Annotated in this window: 16 protein-coding genes; 9 read left to right on the top strand and 7 right to left on the bottom strand. The window is 50.6% G+C overall.

Annotated features, from left to right (window positions below; all coding sequences use genetic code 11):
- The first annotated feature begins 706 nt into the window (after positions 1–706).
- The 4 genes from EDD53_RS04520 (at position 707) to EDD53_RS14910 (ending at position 6,328) form a co-directional block, all read left to right on the top strand.
- The gene (locus tag EDD53_RS04520) at positions 707–4,402 is read left to right on the top strand and encodes a vitamin B12-dependent ribonucleotide reductase (protein WP_123791979.1); all 3,696 of its coding nucleotides are present in this window, start codon (positions 707–709) and stop codon (positions 4,400–4,402) included.
- A 14-nt stretch (positions 4,403–4,416) separates the two neighbouring features.
- Positions 4,417–4,674 carry a hypothetical protein gene (locus EDD53_RS04515; RefSeq protein WP_123791978.1) on the top strand — a complete coding sequence of 86 codons (258 nt, stop codon included), beginning with the start codon at positions 4,417–4,419 and terminating at the stop codon, positions 4,672–4,674.
- A 320-nt stretch (positions 4,675–4,994) separates the two neighbouring features.
- Positions 4,995–5,246: a hypothetical protein gene (locus EDD53_RS04510; protein WP_123791977.1), complete on the top strand. Its 252-nt coding sequence runs from the start codon at positions 4,995–4,997 to the stop codon at positions 5,244–5,246.
- 230 nt (positions 5,247–5,476) lie between these two features.
- Positions 5,477–6,328, top strand: a complete 852-nt coding sequence (locus EDD53_RS14910) for a helix-turn-helix domain-containing protein (RefSeq protein WP_211331581.1) — start codon at positions 5,477–5,479, stop codon at positions 6,326–6,328.
- An 83-nt stretch (positions 6,329–6,411) separates the two neighbouring features.
- Here EDD53_RS14910 and ilvN read toward each other — a convergent pair whose 3' ends face one another.
- From ilvN to EDD53_RS04490, 3 genes are read right to left on the bottom strand one after another with little or no spacing between them, the layout of a single operon-like run.
- Positions 6,412–6,975, bottom strand: a complete 564-nt coding sequence (gene ilvN, locus EDD53_RS04500; protein ID WP_123791976.1) for an acetolactate synthase small subunit — start codon at positions 6,973–6,975, stop codon at positions 6,412–6,414.
- A 12-nt stretch (positions 6,976–6,987) separates the two neighbouring features.
- Positions 6,988–7,284 (bottom strand): hypothetical protein, encoded by a 297-nt coding sequence (locus EDD53_RS04495; protein WP_123791975.1) that lies wholly within the window; start codon positions 7,282–7,284, stop codon positions 6,988–6,990.
- Positions 7,284–9,032: an acetolactate synthase 3 large subunit gene (locus EDD53_RS04490; protein WP_123791974.1), complete on the bottom strand. Its 1,749-nt coding sequence runs from the start codon at positions 9,030–9,032 to the stop codon at positions 7,284–7,286. The genes EDD53_RS04495 and EDD53_RS04490 overlap by 1 nt, the downstream gene beginning before the upstream one ends.
- Positions 9,033–9,613: 581 nt before the next feature.
- Here EDD53_RS04490 and EDD53_RS04485 point away from each other — a divergent pair.
- Positions 9,614–11,503 (top strand): PhoX family protein, encoded by a 1,890-nt coding sequence (locus EDD53_RS04485; RefSeq protein ID WP_123791973.1) that lies wholly within the window; start codon positions 9,614–9,616, stop codon positions 11,501–11,503.
- Positions 11,504–11,689: 186 nt separating this feature from the next.
- On the opposite strand, the gene EDD53_RS04480 is transcribed toward EDD53_RS04485, so the two are convergent.
- The 3 genes from EDD53_RS04480 to EDD53_RS04470 form a co-directional block, all read right to left on the bottom strand.
- Positions 11,690–12,046 carry a DoxX family protein gene (locus tag EDD53_RS04480; protein WP_123791972.1) on the bottom strand — a complete coding sequence of 119 codons (357 nt, stop codon included), beginning with the start codon at positions 12,044–12,046 and terminating at the stop codon, positions 11,690–11,692.
- Positions 12,047–12,212: 166 nt separating this feature from the next.
- Positions 12,213–12,860 carry a response regulator transcription factor gene (locus EDD53_RS04475; protein ID WP_123791971.1) on the bottom strand — a complete coding sequence of 216 codons (648 nt, stop codon included), beginning with the start codon at positions 12,858–12,860 and terminating at the stop codon, positions 12,213–12,215.
- Positions 12,857–14,335, bottom strand: coding sequence for a cache domain-containing protein (locus EDD53_RS04470; RefSeq protein ID WP_123791970.1), 1,479 nt, complete (start codon positions 14,333–14,335; stop codon positions 12,857–12,859). Before EDD53_RS04470 ends, EDD53_RS04475 begins: the two co-directional genes overlap by 4 nt.
- A 317-nt stretch (positions 14,336–14,652) precedes the next feature.
- On the opposite strand from EDD53_RS04470, the gene EDD53_RS04465 reads away from it, so the two are divergent.
- The 4 genes from EDD53_RS04465 (at position 14,653) to EDD53_RS04450 (ending at position 19,837) form a co-directional block, all read left to right on the top strand.
- Complete coding sequence (locus EDD53_RS04465; RefSeq protein WP_123791969.1) at positions 14,653–15,747, top strand: TRAP transporter substrate-binding protein; 1,095 nt, start codon at positions 14,653–14,655, stop codon at positions 15,745–15,747.
- A gap of 133 nt (positions 15,748–15,880) precedes the next feature.
- Positions 15,881–16,810, top strand: a complete 930-nt coding sequence (locus EDD53_RS04460; RefSeq protein WP_123791968.1) for a TRAP transporter small permease subunit — start codon at positions 15,881–15,883, stop codon at positions 16,808–16,810.
- A 61-nt stretch (positions 16,811–16,871) separates the two neighbouring features.
- On the top strand, positions 16,872–19,226 hold the full coding sequence (locus EDD53_RS04455; RefSeq protein ID WP_123791967.1) for a TRAP transporter large permease: 2,355 nt from the start codon (positions 16,872–16,874) through the stop codon (positions 19,224–19,226).
- A gap of 149 nt (positions 19,227–19,375) precedes the next feature.
- Positions 19,376–19,837: a hypothetical protein gene (locus tag EDD53_RS04450; protein ID WP_123791966.1), complete on the top strand. Its 462-nt coding sequence runs from the start codon at positions 19,376–19,378 to the stop codon at positions 19,835–19,837.
- 61 nt (positions 19,838–19,898) lie between these two features.
- Here EDD53_RS04450 and EDD53_RS04445 read toward each other — a convergent pair whose 3' ends face one another.
- On the bottom strand, positions 19,899–20,735 hold the full coding sequence (locus EDD53_RS04445) for an arginyltransferase (protein ID WP_123791965.1): 837 nt from the start codon (positions 20,733–20,735) through the stop codon (positions 19,899–19,901).
- Positions 20,736–20,772 lie beyond the last annotated feature (37 nt).

Here is a 20,772-nt window from a genome sequence, read left to right as displayed (position 1 = left end):
GATGCTGCCACAAGATATAGTGGTGCTAAGTTTTTGAGCACATAGGAGAAATTGGACAAAAGTCATCCTTTTTTTATCCCACCCACTTATCCACAAGTTCTCACTCAACTGGTTAAGGCATGGCGTCAAACCCCTAGAAATAAAAGGGATTTGTATTAACGCGCCATAGGGCGAATCGAACGGGCCTGTGGGTGAATTCCGTCAATAAAAAAGAGCTTACCAAAGTCCTAATTTATCCGTTGACCCAAGAGCCGAAAACGCTGCACATTGTGCTGGTCAGCCAAAGAGCTACTACATTTAGTTGCTTCAAGGCAGTCAGGGACAAGAGGCGCAGAGGTTGATCTTTTAATAAATAATCCAAGTTACAGATTGTGCAGATTTTGCACGCTGACGAATGGATAGCGATAAAGATCAGTTCCGATGTTGCCCCACTCGAAATTGAACCACGCGGCCAAGGCTTGCCTGTGAATTTGCGAATGCGCTTTTTCACACCGATATCCTTGTAGCTGTTCACATGTTTCCCCTGCCTGCCCAGTCGCATTTGGATTTTAGCTGACGCAATCCCGTAGGACACGGGCTTGGGCATACATTTGGGCATCGGCCCCTACACCTTGGGAGTATCCCCTGAAATGGTCTGTATTATCAGGCAAAACAGGGGCAGGGCGTGCGGGACCAAAAGCAGAAAAGATACGGGGCGCGCGCAGACATGAAGATTGAACGTAAATTCACGACAGCAGGTACCGATGCCTACGCAGCATTGGCGTTTAAAGAAACATCATCAGAAATTCGCAACCCAGACGGCACTGTGGTGTTCAAACTGGACCAATGCGAAATCCCTGCTGAGTGGAGCCAAGTGGCGTCAGATGTGATTGCGCAAAAATACTTTCGCAAAGCGGGCGTGCCTGCGGCGCTGAAAAAGGTCAAAGAAAAGAACGTGCCTTCGTTTTTGTGGAAATCAGTTCCCGATGAAGACGCCCTTGCCAAATTGCCCAAAGACAAACAATTCGGCGGAGAGACATCCGCCAAGCAAGTGTTCGACCGTTTGGCGGGCGCTTGGTGTTACTGGGGCTGGAAGGGCGGCTATTTCACGTCTGAAGCTGATGCGAAATCTTACTTTGACGAAATGCGCTATATGCTGGCCTCGCAGATGGCGGCGCCCAATTCGCCCCAGTGGTTCAACACAGGGCTGCACTGGGCTTATGGCATTGATGGGCCAGGTCAAGGGCACCACTATGTGGACCACGCGACAGGTGAGTTGACGCGCTCGACCTCTGCTTATGAACACCCGCAACCCCATGCCTGTTTCATTCAATCGGTGGCCGATGATTTGGTTGGCGATGGCGGCATCATGGACCTTTGGGTGCGTGAAGCGCGTTTGTTCAAATACGGTTCTGGCACTGGCACCAACTTTTCATCCCTGCGCGGCGCTGATGAAGCTTTGTCGGGCGGTGGTAAGTCATCAGGCTTGATGGGCTTTTTGAAAATCGGTGACCGTGCGGCTGGCGCGATTAAATCGGGCGGCACAACACGCCGTGCGGCTAAGATGGTGATCTGTGATATGGATCACCCCGATGTGGAAGAATTCATCAACTGGAAGGTGATCGAAGAACAAAAAGTGGCTTCGATTGTTGCTGGCTCAAAAATGCACGAGCGCCAGTTGAACGCGATTTTTGAAGCGATTGGCACTTGGGACGGCGCTGAAAATGACGCCTTTACCCCAGCGAAAAATCCAGCCCTAAAAGCGGCGATCAAAGACGCCAAGAAAGTTTGCATTCCAGAAACTTACGTCAAACGCGTTTTGGATTATGCCAAACAAGGCTACGCAAAAATCGAATTCCCAACATATGATACAGATTGGGATTCTGAAGCTTACGCCTCTGTGTCTGGCCAAAACTCCAACAACTCTGTGCGCGTAACTGATGCATTCTTGAAAGCCGTCAAAGATGACAGCGATTGGGAACTTATCCGCCGCACTGATGGCACTGTTGCGAAAACGGTGCGTGCACGCGATTTGTGGCAAGATGTCGGTCACGCAGCATGGGCCTGTGCCGATCCTGGCATCCAGTTCCACGACACAGTGAACGCTTGGCACACCTGCCCAGAAGATGGCGCGATCCGCGGGTCAAACCCTTGTTCTGAATATATGTTCTTGGACGACACGGCCTGTAACTTGGCGTCTATGAACCTGCTGACATTCTTGAAAAATGGCACATTTGATGCCGAAAGCTACATGCATGCCACGCGTCTGTGGACTTTGACGCTGGAAATCTCAGTGATGATGGCGCAATTCCCGTCAAAAGAAATCGCCCAGCGGTCTTATGATTTCCGCACCTTGGGTCTGGGCTATGCCAATATCGGCGGCTTGCTGATGAACATGGGCTTTGGCTACGATTCTGATGAGGGCCGCGCTTTGACGGGGGCTTTAACCGCGATCATGACGGGCGTGTCTTATGCGACCTCTGCGGAAATTGCGGGCGAACTTGGCGCTTTTGCTAAATTTGACAAAAACCGTGAACACATGCTTCGCGTTATCCGCAATCACCGTACTGCGGCTTATGGCAAAACCACAGGGTATGAAGGTCTGGATATCAAACCAGTGCCGCTTGACCACAACAGCTGCCCTGATGCGTCCTTGATTGAATTGTCCAAAACCGCATGGGATGAGGCGCTTGAACTGGGTGAAAAACACGGTTTCCGCAACGCACAAGTCTCTGTCATTGCTCCGACTGGCACCATTGGCTTGGTCATGGATTGCGATACAACAGGGATCGAGCCAGATTTCGCTTTGGTGAAATTCAAGAAACTTGCAGGTGGTGGGTACTTTAAAATCATCAACCGCTCGGTGCCTGCGGCTTTGGAAAAACAGGGCTACAAACCTGCTGAGATCGAAGAAATCGTATCCCACGCGGTTGGGCATGGAACCATCGGCAATGCGCCTGGGATCAACCACACTGCTTTGATCGGTCACGGATTTGGCAAAGAACAGATCAACAAGATCGAAGCGGCACTGCCGTCTGCATTTGATATTCGTTTCGTGTTCAATCAATGGACTTTGGGCGAAGATTTCTGCACAGGCACTTTGGGCATTCCAGCGGAAAAGCTCAACGATCCGTCCTTTGATTTGCTGCGCTCTTTGGGCTTTAGCAAAGCTGAAATTGATGCGGCCAACGATCACGTTTGTGGCACGATGACCCTAGAAGGCGCGCCACATCTGAAAGAAGAGCATTACAGCATCTTCGATTGTGCCAATGCTTGCGGCAAAAAAGGTAAGCGTTATCTGTCAGTTGAAAGCCACATCACGATGATGGCTGCAGCGCAATCCTTTATCTCTGGCGCGATTTCCAAGACCATCAATATGGCGAATGACGGCACGATCGAAGACTGCCTTGCAGCCTATGAATTGTCTTGGTCTTTGGGCATAAAAGCCAACGCGCTTTACCGTGATGGATCAAAACTGTCGCAGCCTTTGGCCGCTGCTTTGATCGAAGACGATGAAGAAGCCGAAGAAATTCTGGCATCAGGTTCCACGCAAGAAAAAGCCCAAGTCTTGGCAGAAAAAATCATCGAAAAGGTGATCGTCAAAGAAGTGGCGCGTGGTCGTGAAAAACTGCCAGAGCGTCGCAAAGGCTACACGCAAAAGGCTGTGGTTGGTGGGCATAAAGTCTACCTGCGCACAGGCGAATACCAAGACGGCAATTTGGGCGAAATCTTTATCGATATGCATAAAGAGGGCGCAGGGTTCCGCGCGATGATGAACAACTTCGCCATCGCGGTCTCTGTCGGCTTGCAATACGGCGTGCCTTTGGAAGAATTCGTTGACGCATTTACCTTCACCAAATTTGAACCCGCAGGCATGGTGCAAGGCAATGATAGCATCAAAAATGCGACGTCGATTTTGGATTATATCTTCCGCGAATTGGCGGTGTCCTATTTGGATCGTACCGATTTGGCCCATGTCAAACCCGAAGGCGCAGCCTTTGACGATCTGGGTCGCGGCGAAGAAGAAGGGGTGTCGAATGTACGCAGCCCCTCTGAAAGTGCCTCAGCAAAGTCTATCGAAGTGCTCAAACAGATCTCATCCACAGGATATCTGCGCAAACGTATGCCACAAGAATTGGTGGTTTTGCAGGGGGGCGCTGGGGCTGTGGCTTTGGACAGCTCCATGGATCCCGCTGAAGCTTTGAAAGCTTTGGTGCCTGAAATTGCTAAGGCAACAGCCCCAACCACAGCCGTGTCCTCGGGCACAGTCGCAGGCAGCGCCACATCGCTTGATCAGCGTTCAAAGGCAAAAATGCAAGGCTATGAGGGCGATCCTTGTGGCGAATGCGGCAACTACACATTGGTGCGCAACGGCACCTGCATGAAATGTAACACTTGCGGCGGCACTTCGGGCTGTAGCTAAGGAAAGTAAGACTGATGAATTTGGTATTTGATATTGCAGGCAAGCGCTGTGTTGCGGATCACGTTGAAATGCGTGGCAACACAATCCAAGCAGCTTTTCCTGCGGGCGCTGAGGCCAGTTTGGCCAGCGCGTTTTCAGGCGCAAAATCTGTGTCTATCATGGGCATTCCAGCGCCCGTGACCTATTCGGTGCAAGATTACGCATCAAGCGGTGAGGCTGGCTGCACAGCTGTGTTTTCAGTCAACAGCAGTGCAGGGCGCGTTTTGCATTAAAAGGAACAGAATGTGCTCAATTGGGCGCAACCAGAATGACACCCCTGCGTTTTAAGGGGCATGATGTTAACCAGTAACCGGAGCGGATGCGTTCGTTCCCGGCGCAGATCAGGCCACAGGCAAAAAAACTTCGGGCAGTAACTAATCACGAGCCTGATCAGCGAACCTTAGGGGGGCCTTTTGGGTCCCCCATTTTTTTAACACCTAAGCGGTGATCCAGATTGGCCACCTGTTGAAATAATTGCTGCCTTCAAAAGGAATGAGGGGCGGTCTTACGAGTTTGCCACGGCTTGATACCTTGGGGCCGCGTTTATGAGATCATGGGAAATGTGCGGCGCTCTTTGTTCTTCAACCAAGCGCAAATTTGTGCAGCCACGAAAATCGCCGAATGTGATCAGATCAAAGCAAACCAAGTCGCCGACTTTCAGGCTTTGGTGCTCTTCAATGAGTATGTCGGTGGCACTGGCGTAGGCCAACTTGTCACAGTCATCGCACCAAACGATCGCTTTGTTTCTGGTGCGATCATACCAAAGAACCAATCCTTGCATCTCAAAACATCCATCACTCTTTAAAATCTCTAACCCTATCCCCCTTTATCGCATGTCATGTCGGGTGGTTAAATGGATTAAAATGTATCTTGCCGCAACGGAGTGTGACGCTTAATAGCGTCACATGTGGCGTTAACCCGCGTCAATTCTTGATTTTTGCTGAGATCCACATACTCTGGTTCCGTAAATTGAAACTTATTGCAGGGGCATTTTCTTAGATATTCCGAAGAGCAGATGGGCATTGAAGGGGGAAATTGATCATCGCGTATAGAACTGATCCCAATGGTGAATCTCGTCGACGTAAAGACCCTGCACGCTTGCGTATGGTTTTTGGTAAGAACCTGCGTGAACTCAGTGGTCAGGCACAGTCGGTTGCACAATTGTGTCGCGACCTCCAAATCAATCGCACTCAATTCAATAGATATTTGTCTGGCGAGGCATTTCCGCGCCCCGATGTCTTGAGCATTATCTGCGAATTTTTTGATGTCGATGCGCGTATTTTGCTAGAGCCCCTGTCTGATTTGCGTCAGAAAAACGCATTTGATCAGCATCGCCGAACGCTTGCGGGGAACCCATTTAGCTCAACGGTGGACAGACATCGACTGCCTGCTGGCGCATATTTGCTGTACCGCCCGTCACGCATTCGGCAGGGTGAGGTGGCTATAAATATGTGTACGGTGAAATACACCACCGACAGCAATGCTATTTTTACGACTGTGTTATCTCAGGGCTTTGCAAAATTTATCGGCCTGTCCACACGCCTTGTAGATCGTCGAATGTCGTCATTTGTAACACTGCATGGCACTGGGTGCTCATTTACTTTGCTGGGATCAGGCGCAACATTGCGCCATTTTGGCTTTGTCGAGTTTAGCTATCGCGGTAATCCTAATTTTTACACTGGCGAAACCTTAACAACGCAACGCTTTGGCGAAGCGGGCGACCTATCTGATCCGATAATGATCGAACGCTTAGAGTCTGGATATCAAGCGATGTTGGCGGCACGTCGTAGACTTGGGTCGCAGCCTTTTACACAGATGCCACCTATCGTGCAGTCGTTTTTCTTAAGTGCGGTGAAAAAACGTGGCAAGGTTCTCTTTCGCGAATGAACCGCTAAGACCCTCAATGCAAAAGGGCCCAGTTATTTCAACCGCGCCCTTTTGAGTGTCTGTAACGTATTTTTATACTGCGACTATTTTGGTCCGCGCGAGAGCGCCGCAACACCAGTGCGGGCTTGTTCGATAAGCCCCAAAGGCCGCATCAATTCAGCAAAGGCATCAATTTTTTCCGACGTGCCAGTCATTTCAAACACAAAGCTTTCCAACGTGCTATCGACCACATTGGCGCGGAAAATTTCAGCCAAGCGCAGGGCTTCGATACGTTTATCGCCTGTGCCTGCGACTTTGAACATCGCCAATTCGCGTTCAACGGATTGACCTTCAACCGTCAAATCGTGAACCTCATGCACGGGCACGATACGACCCAATTGCGCTTTGATTTGTTCGATCACATTGGGCGTGCCTGTTGTCACAATGGTGATGCGTGACCGGTGACCTAGGTGGTCCACTTCGGCCACGGTCAGGCTTTCGATGTTATACCCACGCCCAGAAAACAGTCCGATCACACGCGCTAAAACGCCTGGTTCGTTTTCAACCAAGACAGCAAGTGTATGTTTTTCAATGATTTCACCGTTTGGATCACGAAGTTCATAAGCGGAATGGCTGGTAGAGCCTTTTTTAATGTGAAGTGCAGACATGATGTGTCTCCCTTAGCCAGCACAGATGAGTGTGGCATCGAATGTGTTGATCTCGTCACGTTTGACGAGTGTTTGAACCGAACAGCCAGAAGCCGCTTCAATCGAGCCGCGTGCAGCTTCTTCGAGCTTGGCAAAATTAAGCGCCCCTGTGTGATAGTTGCGCGCGACAGCCGTGTCGCCATCAACTGTCACTTGAAAGGTGAAACCCTTAGCGCTGGTTTGCACTGCATCGCCGTTCATGCAGGCGACCAAACCCAAGGCCGACAGACCAAGTCCCGAGTGGCGCAAAAGTTGTGAAACCCGCCCCATTAGACCAGAACCGCGCCGTCAGATTTAATCGCATCTTCGGTCGAGGCATCGCCCAGCAGCATTTCGTTATGTGGCTTGCCTGATGGGATCATCGGGAAACAGTTTTCATGTTTTTCCACCAAGCAATCAAAGATCACAGGACCATCGTAATTGATCATTTCCATGATCGCATCATCAAGGTCTTTGGGATCAGAACATTGAATGCCTTTCGCGCCAAAGGCTTCGGCCAATTTCACGAAATCTGGCAATGCATCGGACCAAGAGTTGGAATAGCGCTCACCATGCAGCAATTGTTGCCATTGGCGCACCATGCCCAAGCGTTCGTTATTCAAGATGAATTGCTTCACGGGCAGGTTATATTGGATTGCGGTGCCCATTTCTTGCATGTTCATCAACCATGAAGCTTCGCCTGCGACATTGACAACAAGACTGTCAGGATGGGCCACTTGCACACCGATAGAGGCGGGGAAACCATAGCCCATTGTGCCCAAACCACCCGATGTCATCCAGCGGTTCGGATCTTCGAAGCCCAAGAATTGCGCCGCCCACATTTGGTGCTGGCCCACTTCTGTTGTGATGTAGCGATCCATGCCCTTGGTCAGCTCTTCAAAGCGTTGCAAAGCATATTGTGGCTTGATTACGGTTTCTGAGTTTTTGTAATCCAGACAGCGTACTGCGCGCCAATCTGCAATCTGTTTGGTCCAAGCGCTAATGTCTTTGGTTTTGCGGCCGCGCGATTTCCACACTTTCAGCAAGTCTTCCAAAACATGCGCAATATCGCCGACAATCGGCAGATCGACTTGGATGACTTTGTTCAAAGAAGATGGATCGATATCGATATGCGCTTTGATAGAGCCAGGTGAAAAGGCATCAAGACGGCCTGTAATGCGGTCATCAAAACGCGCGCCGATGTTGATCATCAGGTCACAGCCGTGCATCGCCATATTGGCTTCATAAAGCCCGTGCATGCCCAACATACCCAGCCATTTGTCACCAGACGCAGGGTAGGCGCCAAGGCCCATCAAGGTTGATGTGATCGGAAATCCAGTTGCCTCAACCAATTCGCGCAGCAATTGCGATGCGGCAGGACCAGAGTTGATCACACCACCGCCAGTGTAAAACACAGGGCGCTCGGCTTTTTCGATCAATGCGGCCAGATCGTTGATCTGTTCGATATCCGCTTTGAGCTTTGGTTGGTAATGCGATTTGCGTGCCTTTTGAGGTCCGACATAGGTGCCATCGGCAAATTGCACGTCTTTTGGCAGGTCGATCAACACAGGGCCAGGGCGGCCCGATGTGGCCACGTGAAAGGCTTGGTGGATGGTTTCTGCCAAAGCGTTTGTGTCTTTTACCAACCAGTTGTGCTTTGTACATGGGCGGGTGATGCCGATTGTATCAGCTTCTTGAAACCCGTCTGTGCCGATCATGAATGTCGGAACCTGACCTGAGAAAACAACAATCGGAATAGAATCGAGCAAAGCATCTGTCAGTCCGGTCACTGCATTGGTCGCGCCAGGGCCTGATGTCACCAAAGCGACACCCACTTTGCCAGTGGAGCGCGCATAGGCTTCGGCGGCGTGGATCGCGGCTTGTTCGTGGCGCACAAGAATGTGTTTGATGTCGTTTTGTTGAAAAATCGCATCATAAACCGGAAGGACAGCGCCCCCCGGATAGCCAAAGATTGTGTCCACACCCTGATCTTTCAGGGCTTGAACGACCATATCTGCTCCGGTCATTTGACGTGTCATCTTTTCTCTCCGTCTTTCGCGTATTCTACATGTCTGTCTTAGCAGTGAGATCAGTTTTTACACTATTTTGCCGTGTTTTCTCAGCCCCAGCTCATAAAAAAGCCCCCGAATTTCGGGGGCGCATGGGAACCAATATGGTCTACCGTTACCGGCCCATGCGCACATATTTCACGACGACTAAAAGGGTATTCACTTGAACTCACTCCAAATTTACTTGCAGCGACATTAGGAGGCCTGATTGGGGGCGTCAACCGCGAATTGCGCATTAAATGTGATTTATTTTGGATTTTTTTGTAATATTATTGCGAATAATCCATGCATTGCGTTCTAAATGCAAATTTTTTGGGCTTTAGAGTGTGAAAACCAATTTGTCGCATCGGGTGATCTGCAAACGGAGCGTTTGATGGCGCAGTTTAAGTGAGAACGGTCCAGTTGATATTTGGGCGTTCATTTAGGTCATTCAGCGCTTTTATAATTCTGTCATATGTCCGTTAATTTCCTGTCACACAATTGGGGCAAATCTGCGCGCAACAGCCGCTAACGGAGCGGTATGTGATTCAAAGCAAAGAGAAAGCTTAGCCATGAAAAAGACCGATATCGTAGACCTGTCTTGGGATGATTTTGATGAAATGCGCGATCCGCGCGCAGATAACAACGGCTTTGATGCTGTTGTCGAACGCGCAGTGTCACGTCGCGGTTTCTTGGGGGGCGCATTGGCATTTGGGTCCGGCGCAGCAGTCATGGGCACGGGCCTGTTTTCATCCACGACAGCAGCGCGTGCTGCGGAAAACGCGACATTCGCGTTTAAACCGATCGATATCGCGACTGACGATTTGATCCACGTGCCTGAAGGTTACGAGTCAAATGTACTTGTGCGCTGGGGCGATGCGCTTTGGTCTGATGCACAAGGCGCGTTTTCGCATGAAAACGGTGTGTCTGTAGACATGTCTGACAAGGTGTTTGGCGAAAACACAGACGGCATGGAATTGTTCGACGTCGACGGCAAACAAGTGATTGCGGTGAACTCTGAATATGTGAACCCGAAAGTAAACTTGCCAGAAGAGGCAGAAGGCATGCCACGCACAGCTGAGGAAGTTCAGTTGTTGAAGAACCTTCAGGGCGTGACTGTCATGGAAGTTGAAGCAGCCGACAAAGGCTTCAAGGTTGTTGTCGACTCGCCTTTGAACCGCCGCATCACGCATGAAACAGAAATGATGATTGCTGGTCCATTGGCAGGCTCTGATTTGGTGAAAACCAATGCAGACCCGATGGGTACAACAGTCAAAGGCACCATGAACAATTGTGGGTCTGGCCGCACGCTTTGGAACACCTATTTGACCTGTGAAGAAAACTTCAACGGTTACTTCGGTGCGACAGGCGAACATGAAGCCACTCCAGGCGAAGTGCGTTATGGTATCGGTGGTGAAGGTCGCTACGCTTACGAAAAATTCGACCCACGTTACGATCTGACACAAGAGCCAAACGAGCCTAATCGCCACGGTTTTGTCACCGAGATCAATCCAGCTGATCCAAACTCTACACCTGTAAAACGTACTGCTTTGGGGCGCTTTAAGCACGAAAATGCGGAAATGGTTCACGCAAAAGACGGTCGTGTTGTGGTCTACATGGGCGACGATGAGCGCGGTGAGTTTTTGTACAAATACGTGTCCACAAACACTTGGGCCGAAGGTCAATCGCCCGAAGGCATCTTGGATGATGGCACACTTTATGCCGCCAAATTCAACGATGATCTGACAGGTGAATGGTTGGCTTTGACACCTGAAACAACGGGCATGTCTGGCGAAGAAATCTTGTGTTTCACGCGTATGGCGGCTTCAGCTGCGGGCGCGACAACCATGGATCGCCCTGAATGGGTTGCTTCTAACCCGCTGAAAGTCGAAGCATACTGTGCGCTGACCAACAACAAAAACCGCGGCGTAAAACCAAACGCTGGTGGCGATGAGACACCTGTTGATGCCGTGAACCCACGCGAGACCAACAACTACGGTCAAATCGTACGCTGGACGCCAGCTGATGAAAACCACGCGGCTGACAACTTTGCTTGGGATTTGTATGTGATGGCGGGCAATCCCGACGTGTACGACAATGAATATGCTGGGTCTGACAATGTAAACGCTGGCAATATGTTCAACTCACCCGATGGTATGGCTTTCTCATCTGACGGAATGTTGTGGATCCAGACAGATGGCGATTACAGCAACGAAGGTGAATTCGAAGGCATGGGCAACAACCAAATGTTGGTTGGCAATCCTGAAACTGGCGAAATCGCCCGCTTTATGACTGTGCCATACGGTGCGGAAGTCACTGGTCTTTGCTGGTCATTGGACAAAAAGACGGCCTTTGTTGGGGTTCAACACCCAGGCGGTACATGGCCTGACATGGGCGAGGGCAACAAGCCACGCTCATCCGTTGTGGCTGTTTGGCGCACAGATGGCGCGACATTCGGTTAAGCTCAAGACCTTTTAACGGTAACTTTTTGATCACAACAGGTGCGGCTTCGGCCGCACCTTTTTTCTGACCAAAGTATAGCCCAGAAAAACCGACCAAGCAAAACCGACCAAGAAAAACCGACCACGAAAAAGCCGCCACGTTATATAACGGGCGGCTTTTGTCATGCGGTGATGTATGGGTCTGATTTAGGCTGCTTTTTTGAAGTAGCGCGCCAAAAGTACAGTGAAGACCAACAAAACAAGGGCAGGGATGCCTTCTGAAACTGGCGTATAGGCTAGGTGGTACAAAAATGCGCCCAAGCTGGTCGCAGCCAAGCCAAGTGCGGCCAAAAAGCGAACAGATTTTACAAAAATGCCGACGGCGCCAGCGATTTCAAGCGCGCCCACGATATAGCCAGTGATGGGAGGAAGACCCATGTTGGCAAAGGACAGGTGAACCATTTCAACGCCTGCAAGCTTGGCAGAGCCCGCGCCGATAAAAGCGATGGCGGTCAGGATTGATACGGCCCAAACCCAGATAGGTGTATTGGCGATAAGTTTCATGAGTGTCTCCTAATGTCACGTTGCTGTGACCTGATGTGCGTTAATGTTCGTATTTTTGCTGTGATGCTGAAAAATGTTTGCCACAGCACAAAAGGTTTGGCAAAGTTATTTGTGTTCAACATTTGCGGTCATTCGTGCGCTTTTGCACAGATCAAGAGACGAGAGCTTAGAACCGCGCCGTGTCTTGCAAAACGCCATGTTCAATCGCATAGCGGGTCAGCCCTGCGGTTGATGAAATGCCCAGCTTGCGTTTGATGTTTTTGCGGTGGGTTTCGACCGTGCGCACAGAGATATCAAGATTTTGCGCCACCACTTTGTTGGACTTGCCTTGAACAACCTCCAAAAGCACCGTTTGTTCGCGTTCGGTCAAAGGAACACGCCCGTCTTGGGTCTTGGTGCCGATGGCTTGGCGCGCCCCTTCGCACAGGTAGGTTTCACCGCGCATCACCGCATCAATAGCATCTTTTAATTGCTCGGTCGGGACATCTTTCAAGACATATCCCATTGCCCCATGGCTTAATGCGGCTGAAATATATTCAGGACTGTCATGCATCGTCAGGATCAAAATGCGCATCTTTGGGCTTTGTTCCAGCAAGATTTCAGTCGCTGTCAGACCGCCCATTTTGGGCATATTCAAATCCAACAAAATAACATCAGGGTTCAACCCTTTGGCCTGATCAACAGCATCTTCTCCATTGGTCAGCGTGCCGACGATTTCGATATCCTCAAAGCTTTCTAGCAAAGCGCAAATACCTTCGGCCACCATCGGGTGGTCATCAACAATCAAAACCCGTGTTGGGGTGCTTTGCGTCATGGGATGTCCTTTACGTCTTTTGCTGCGGGGGCATCGGGGGTGCCTTTGGCGTCCAACGGGCTGCGGCGCCTGCGTGTTGGCGATGGATTGTCAGGCGATAGGATATGCTTGAGTGGTACTGTGGCGTCAATCTGTGTGCCTTGGGAAAGTTGTGAAATTGTCAGCGTGCCGTCGAGTTGATCCATGCGTTCTTGCATATTGCGCAATCCAAGGCCCCGACCTTCTGCATCTGAAAAGGCAATGCCGTGACCGTTATCGCGCACCAGCAATGTGGCACCGTTGCGATGACCGCGCAGGCTCATATATCCGCTGGTTGCCCCAGAATGACGTTCGATATTTGTCAGTGCTTCTTGCGCAATGCGAAACAGCGCGGTTTTGGCCTCTTCGTCCAAACGGTTGCGAAAGACCACTGTTTCGACTGACATCTTGATCCCCGTGCGCGCTTCGAAATCTTCTGTCATGGATTTCAAAGCGGGACCAAGGCCCAAGTCATCCAAAACACCTGGCCGTAAATCACGCGAGATGCGCCGGACTTCATTGATCGCGCTGCCCAGCATAGAAACACTTTTTTCCAAACTGTCTTTGGCGCGCGGGTCGTCTTTATCCAACCGCCTGCAAGCCAAATCCAAGGCAAAGCGCACCCCGATCAGGATTTGCGAAATCCCGTCGTGCAATTCGCGGGCCACGCGGGATCTTTCTTCTTCTTGCGTGTCAAAAATCCTTTGGGTCAGGGCTTTTAGTTTGGTGTCGGACATGCGGCGTTCGCGCACTGTTATGAAAATCCCTGACAAAAACACCAATAGCACCGCGGCCAATGCGATCGCTCCGATATATAAGAATGTGCGCTGCACGCGTTGTTCGACCTGCGCGCGCGCAATCTGGCCTGATTGCAAAACATCGTCCAAGAAAACGCCAGTGCCAATCGCCCAACGCCAATCTTGTAGACCGATCACATAGGCCATCATGCGTGCAGGTTCCCCTGTTGAGGGTTTGGGAAACAGGTATGAATGATACCCGCCGCCATTTTTTGCCGCTGCAATCAAGTTTGATACAATCGGAGTGCCTTCTTTATCTGTAAGGTCAGACCAATTCTGGGTGATCAAATTGGTTTGGCGCGGAGCCACCAAATTTGTGCCGTCATAATCGTATACAAAAAAGTAGCCGTCGCGCCCATAGGTCATGGCCGACAGAATTTGCGTGACCTTTGCCATGGCTTTGGCATCATTTGGACCAGCGGGATTGTATTCGGCTGAAATCGATGCGCGTGCCAGTTGCAAATAATTCTTTAGCTCGTCTTGTTTTGCGGCCAAAAGTTGGCTTTCCAATTCGGCGATCTCGCGTTCGGCCATTTGGTGAGATTGATAGGCGACTAACACCGAAATCGCCCCCACAGCCAAAAGCAAGGGCAGGGTGGCCAGTAAAAACAGTTTTTGCGGATAGCTTGGCGCGCGCATGGCGCGAAAAAAGTTTTGCATGTCTATGGCCCAAAAGATCAGACCCACAGCATAGGCCAGCTTGCGTTCAGGTCAATCAGCGACAGTTTGTGCTATCGCGATTGGTGCCGTGGCATTCGGAGCAAAAGGCAAAATACAGCCTTCTTTGGTCTGAAAAGATATCAAACTACGTAGACTTGGGTATTTATTCCCGCCGCGCAGCCAGCTATCCTTTTGAAGGATGACTGTGGTTCTTTGGATCACAGAAGTATCACGCTAAGGAAACTTTGCGGGAAATTTTGCAGCATCTCGGGACGTTGCTGCGCATCTATCATAGATTTACGGGAGGAAATCATTCTATGGATCGTCGTTCTTTTTTGAAAACAACTGCTCTTGGTGGAACATCTGCTGCGGCCGCTGCAACATTGGCAGCCCCAGCTTATGCACAGGGTAAGCGTACATTGACCATGGTCACAACTTGGCCTCGCGGCTTGGCTGGCGTTTGGGATTCAGTTGAGCGTTTTGCAACATCCGTCACTGAAATGACAGATGGCCAACTGACAATCGAACCAAAAGCTGCTGGCGAATTGGTTGGCGGTTTGGAAGTATTCGACGCTGTGACATCGGGTCAGGCCGATATGTATCACGGCGCTGATTACTACTTTACAGGTCAGCACCCAGCTTGGGCCTATTTCACCACAGTTCCATTCGGCATGACTGCGCCAGAAATGATGACTTGGTACTACGGTATGGGCGGGATGCAGATGCATCACGAGTTGGGCGAAATCTTTGGCCTGAAATCTTTCATCGCAGGTCAAACAGGCGGCCAAGGTGGCGGCTGGTTCCGTAAAGAAATGAAATCTGCGGCCGATTTCCAAGGTCTTAAATTCCGTATGCCAGGCCTTGGCGGCGAAGCTTTGGGCAAACTTGGCGCCTCTGTTGTGACGATGGCGGGTGGCGAGATCTACCAAGCGCTGTCTACTGGCGCATTGGATGGCACTGAATGGATCGGCCCTTGGTCTGATGAAAAACTTGGCCTGCAAGAAGTCTGTGATTTCTACTACCCAGCTGGTTTCCACGAGCCAGGTGCGGCTTTGTCTGTTGCGACCAATCTTGAGTTGTTCAATGAGTTGACGCCAGGCCAGCAAAAAGCCATCGAAGTGGCCGCAGGCGATGCGCATCAGCACAACTATTCCTTGTTTATGGCCAATAACGGTCCAGCACTTGAGCGCCTGATTTCTGGCGGTTCACAAATCATGACATTCCCTGACGATGTTTGGGATGCCTTTGGTGCAGGATCAAAAGAGGTTCTGGATGGTTACATGGATGACACTATGTTTGCCGATATCCGCAACTCAGCAGAAGCGGCAATGACAGCCACATCTGGTTGGGCTGGACGTTCTGACGGTGTCTACACTGCGCAACGTGACCGCGTTTTGGCAAATCTTAAATAAACAATCTAACACATTGAAACCATTGGGATGTGCGCTTTTGCGCGCATTCCATTTTGGAATTTTGACGCTTTTTGCACTGCGCCCCTAAACTGGGTCAGTGCCAAAAGTGTCTTTGGTCGAAAGGGCAAGCAGCATGGAAGAGCACTCCGAAACATCGGGCTTTTTCGCGATATTTGAAGGGCTTTGGTGGCTGGTCAGTCATATGGGTATGGGGTTTTACCACATGGTTTATGCCGTGACGCACCCCAGTCTTTGGCTGGATTGGTCCAATACCGAAAGCCTGCTACGATTTGTCTATTACGGTGGCTCGATCGAGGCGCTGTTTGTGTTTATCGACCTGTTTTTACTGCTGACAGCTGTGGGACTTTTCTATCGCCCATTCATGTGGGGCGTTGTGCGGGTCTTTGAAGGCATCGCCAATGGGGTTGGCCGCTTGGCCGCATGGGCCGGTCTTTTGATGGTGCTGCAACAGATCATGATTGTGTTTTTGCAATCCATCTTTCGCGTGGGCGAAATTTCGATTGCCCCCTTTGGCCTTGGCGTCACGCAATCCGTGACGTGGTGGTCTGAAAGCATCAAGTTTGAAAATGCCATAGTTGTGGCTCTTTGTGTGTCTTACGCCTTTGTGCAAGGCAGCCACGTGCGGGTGGATTTGGTCTATGCCAATGTATCGCACCGCGCAAAACGTATGATCGATATGTTCGGAGCTTTGGTCTTTATGTTGCCTGTTGCCGCGATGACGTGGATGTATGCGTGGTATTTCTTGTGGCGCCATTTGATCACGCCCAAAGTATCGGCCTCTGACAAACTTGAATTGATGCTGAAAAAGGCGCGTATCGTAAAATGGAATGTGGAAACAGTCTCCTTCACTGGGGATGGGTTCAACGCTTACTTTATGTTTAAAATCTTGATGTTGGCCTTCCTTGTTCTTGTATTTATTCAAGCGATTTCGTTTTTTTACAGGTCTTTGCTGGAATATATCGAAGGCGAGGAAAGTGCTGGAAAATACCTAGACAAAGACAGTCTTGGTGAAGGCGAAGAACTCTATGAGGGGACGCATTGATGCAGGCGCATATATTGAATTTCATCCCCACAATTTCCCATAAGACGCAAGGGCAAGGCTCATGATTTTCGGACTAGATGGCGTAGAGATTGGCCTTATAATCGTCTTTCTTAGCCTATTCGGTGGTATCTTAACGGGCTTTCCCGTTGCTTTCGCAATCGGTGGTGCGGGGCTGGTGTCCTTTGGCATTATCGCTGCTTTGGACAGCGCGGGCATTTTGGTGCACGAAGCCATCGATACAGGGTCGCAGGCCTACCGCGACCTCACTGCCTCAGGCGTGAACCCCGTCAATATTTCGCATTTCAGGTATCCCGATTTGCCCACCTATGTGCAGCCCTTATTTGAAGGCGGCTGGGAACGGGCGATGGATCGCAACCTGTCCTTTATCATCAATCGGATGAACGAACGTGTCTTCGCGGGGGCGTCCATCGAAACGCTTTTGGCGGTTTTGATGTTCGTGATGATGGGTATCATTTTGGAACGTTCCAAGATTGCCAATGATCTTTTAACCACAATGGCGCGCGTTTTTGGGCCACTTCCTGGCGGTTTGGCTGTCTCCGTTGTGATTGTGGGCGCATTTTTGGCCGCCTCTACAGGCATCGTTGGCGCCACCGTTGTGACCATGGGGCTTTTGTCTTTGCCAACCATGCTGCGCAACAATTATTCACCAGAGCTCGCGACAGGTGTGATCGCGGCATCAGGCACTTTGGGGCAGATTATTCCGCCATCCATTGTGATCGTTTTGCTAGGCACCTTGGCTGGTGATCTTTATTCCGCAGCCCAAGAAGCGCGCGCACAATCCTTTGGCTGTACCGATGCTTTGACCTATCTGGGCAAACCCGCGGTTGTCTCTGTGGGCACCTTGTTCCAAGCCGCAATTTTGCCAGGTGTTATGCTGGCAGGGTTCTATGCGCTCTACGCTTTTGGCTATGCGCTGTTTAACCCGAGCAAAGCGCCGCCTGTGCATTTTACCAGCGAAACAGCCGATCCGGTCACGCGCCGCGAAGGTCTGTTGTGGTTCGTAGCCTTGCCTGTTTTCGTTATCGGCATGGCTGTTCTGTCTGGCCAATTCGGTGTGACTGGGTCGCAATCTGTCTTGGTCAAACAGTTCTCAGACACAGGCGCGCGTGCAAGCCTGCGCACCAATGTGAGCGAAAGCTGTCAGTCCGCTATGATTTCGCTGCATGGTCAAGATGCTTGGGATATTGCTGTGGCGGAACAAGCTGCCATCAGTGACGCAGGTGGATCCCAAGAAAGCGTGCGCCGTACCGAAGGCGAAATCGAAGATCTTACGGCTGAAGCTGTCGCGAATGCGCCTTTGATTGGCACAGGTATCATGGTTGTCATGGTGCTCTTTGCTATCGTGTTTGGATTTGCGCGCGGTGTGTCTTTGTCAGCCGATGGGCGTCCGCTCATTTTAGGGGCTTTGGGCATCATCGCTGTTTTGGCTTTGGACATGCTCTATGTCGGGCCGCTCACGAGTTCGGGCACGGCCTTTATGATCTACCTTGTGCCCTTTGCGATGATTGCTTTCGGGTTGAAATTCGCTGTGATGCACTTGGCGCGCAACGAATTGTTCCGCGTGGTGTTCCCGCCGCTTGTTTTGATCGTGGCTGTGCTGGGATCAATTTTGGGCGGTGTGACCAATCCGACGCCCGCTGCGGGGCTTGGGGCAGGGGGGGCACTGCTTTTGGCCGCCTACCGCAAGTTGCGTGATGAACAAAAAGTATCAAAAATTCTGATCGGTGCGGCTTTTGCTGTGATCGTAATGATTTTGATCGGCGCAAATTTTGATCTGCGCGTGACCCGTGAGGATGTGCCTTTCGAAGATTGGGTGGCCTATCTTGCTGCCCTTGGGTGTTACTATTTTGCATTCTTCGGCATCTTGTACGCCTGCTATACTTTGCTTCAAGATGGCACGCTGAAAGCTGTTGTGCGAGAAACGGCCAAGGTGACCTCGATGGTCTTTACCATTTTGATCGGCTCTCAATTGCTGAACTTGGTGGTGATTTCATTTGGTGGCGAACATTACATCCAGCAATTCCTGCGGTCATTCGACAATGAATTTACCGTGTTCTTGCTGGTCATGGCTGTCTTGTTTATCTTGGGCTTTGTGCTTGATTTCCTTGAGATCATTTACATCGTCGTGCCGATTGTTGGTCCTGTGATCTATGGCGGTACGATGGATCCCAAATGGGTGACGATCATGATTGCGGTTAATTTACAGACCTCATTCCTGACGCCGCCCTTCGGATTTGCCCTGTTCTATCTGCGCGGGGTTGCGCCGCCCTCTGTGACGACAGCCCATATTTACCGCGGGATCATTCCTTTCGTTTTGATCCAAGTGTTGGGCTTGATGGCGCTCTGGATGTTCCCTGATGTGGTGACGATCATTCCAAATCTTTTGGCGCGTTAGGGCCAGAATAGAGTTCAAAGGCCCTGCGATTTCGTGGGGCCTTTTTTATGCGCAATTTTTAGCCTTAGTTTTTAACTCAGGTATTGCAAATTAGATGCGAGCGTGTATCCTACCAAAACAATCAGGTAATAAAGTGGTGAGATAGCAGTATGAAACAGTTTGATCCGCGTCTCTCAGGCGCTGCACCCGTCTCACGCGTTGACACTATAGATCAGCAAAGCTTGTTATTGATCACCGCTCTGCGAAAGTTCGGTCAATCCGACGAACACCTGTTTTGGGAGAATATTTCATCCTATATCGGCCCACAGCGTGGCGATACTGCGCGGGCATATTTCGATGACTTGATGCAGATCTTTACCCGCTATGCGCGGCGTCCCTTGATGACCCATGATGGAAATTGCAATTGTATCGGCGCGGATGAAGCTAATTTCGCTTTGTTTATTTGCACTGCAACACATGGCGATGCAGAAGACGCGATGCTGCAAGCGATGCTGATCCTGCGCCCTGATGTGGTTCCCTCAGCTGTTAATCTGGCGCAGCAGCTTGGCTTAATGATGGGAAATGTGATGCCGATGCCCGTCGCGCAGCAATCGGCGCACCACTACCACTAATCTGAATATTTCAGGGCACCTATTGGGGCGAACGGCCCCCAATCCTGTCGCATCCAGTGGCTTAGAGCGCGGAGTCATCCGTCTCAAGTGGCAAGTCGATATTGGCCACCTGAGTTGCAATAGGTTCTGCTGTTTGCGCGGGGTTGGGTGCGGTGAAACTGTCGGGATCGTCGATTTTGATCCAGTCGCCATCTGTGTAAACTTCAAGCGCAGAAAAGCGGGCTTTATATCCCATCTTGCGCGAACCAGGCACCCAATATCCCAAGTAAACATAGGGTAAACCCGCTTCACGCGCGATTTCGATGTGGTCAAGAATGATATAGGTTCCCAAACTGTCTTTGGCCAAATCAGGATGGTAAAACGAATAGACCATCGAAAGCCCATCATCCAAAATATCGGTCAAACAGGTTGCTGACAGGGTCTCATCCAGATCCGCTGTTTCGGGCGTATGATATTCGATCATGCGGGTGCGGATCGGAGTTTCTTCTATCATGGCGGCAAATTCAAACACATCCATATCTGCCATGCCGCCATCTTTGTGGCGGCTGTCTAGATAGGTGCGAAACAAGTCGTATTGGGCCTCTGTCGCCCAAGGAGATTTGGCTGATCGCTTGAGATAGCTGTTCTTTTTAATCGCGCGTTTTTGACTTTTAGTTGGGGCAAAATCAGCGACACGAATGCGCGCGGACATACAGGCATTACAATCGGCGCAGGTTGGGCGATAGAGCACATTTTGCGACCGACGGAACCCCTGTTTTGACAGGCTGTCATTTAACTTTAATGCCTCTGCCCCCTGAAGTGCTGTAAACAATTTGCGTTCCATCTTCCCCTCTAAATAAGGACAGACCTGCGGCGTTGTCACATAGAATTGAGGAGCATGGGGAAGCGTATGACGCATAAGAAAACAACAAGCCGTTTATGAGGAACCCCATTAA

It is taken from the genome of Pacificibacter maritimus (assembly GCF_003814915.1).
Taxonomy (GTDB): domain Bacteria; phylum Pseudomonadota; class Alphaproteobacteria; order Rhodobacterales; family Rhodobacteraceae; genus Celeribacter; species Celeribacter maritimus.
This window is presented reverse-complemented; position numbering and strand designations above follow the sequence as displayed.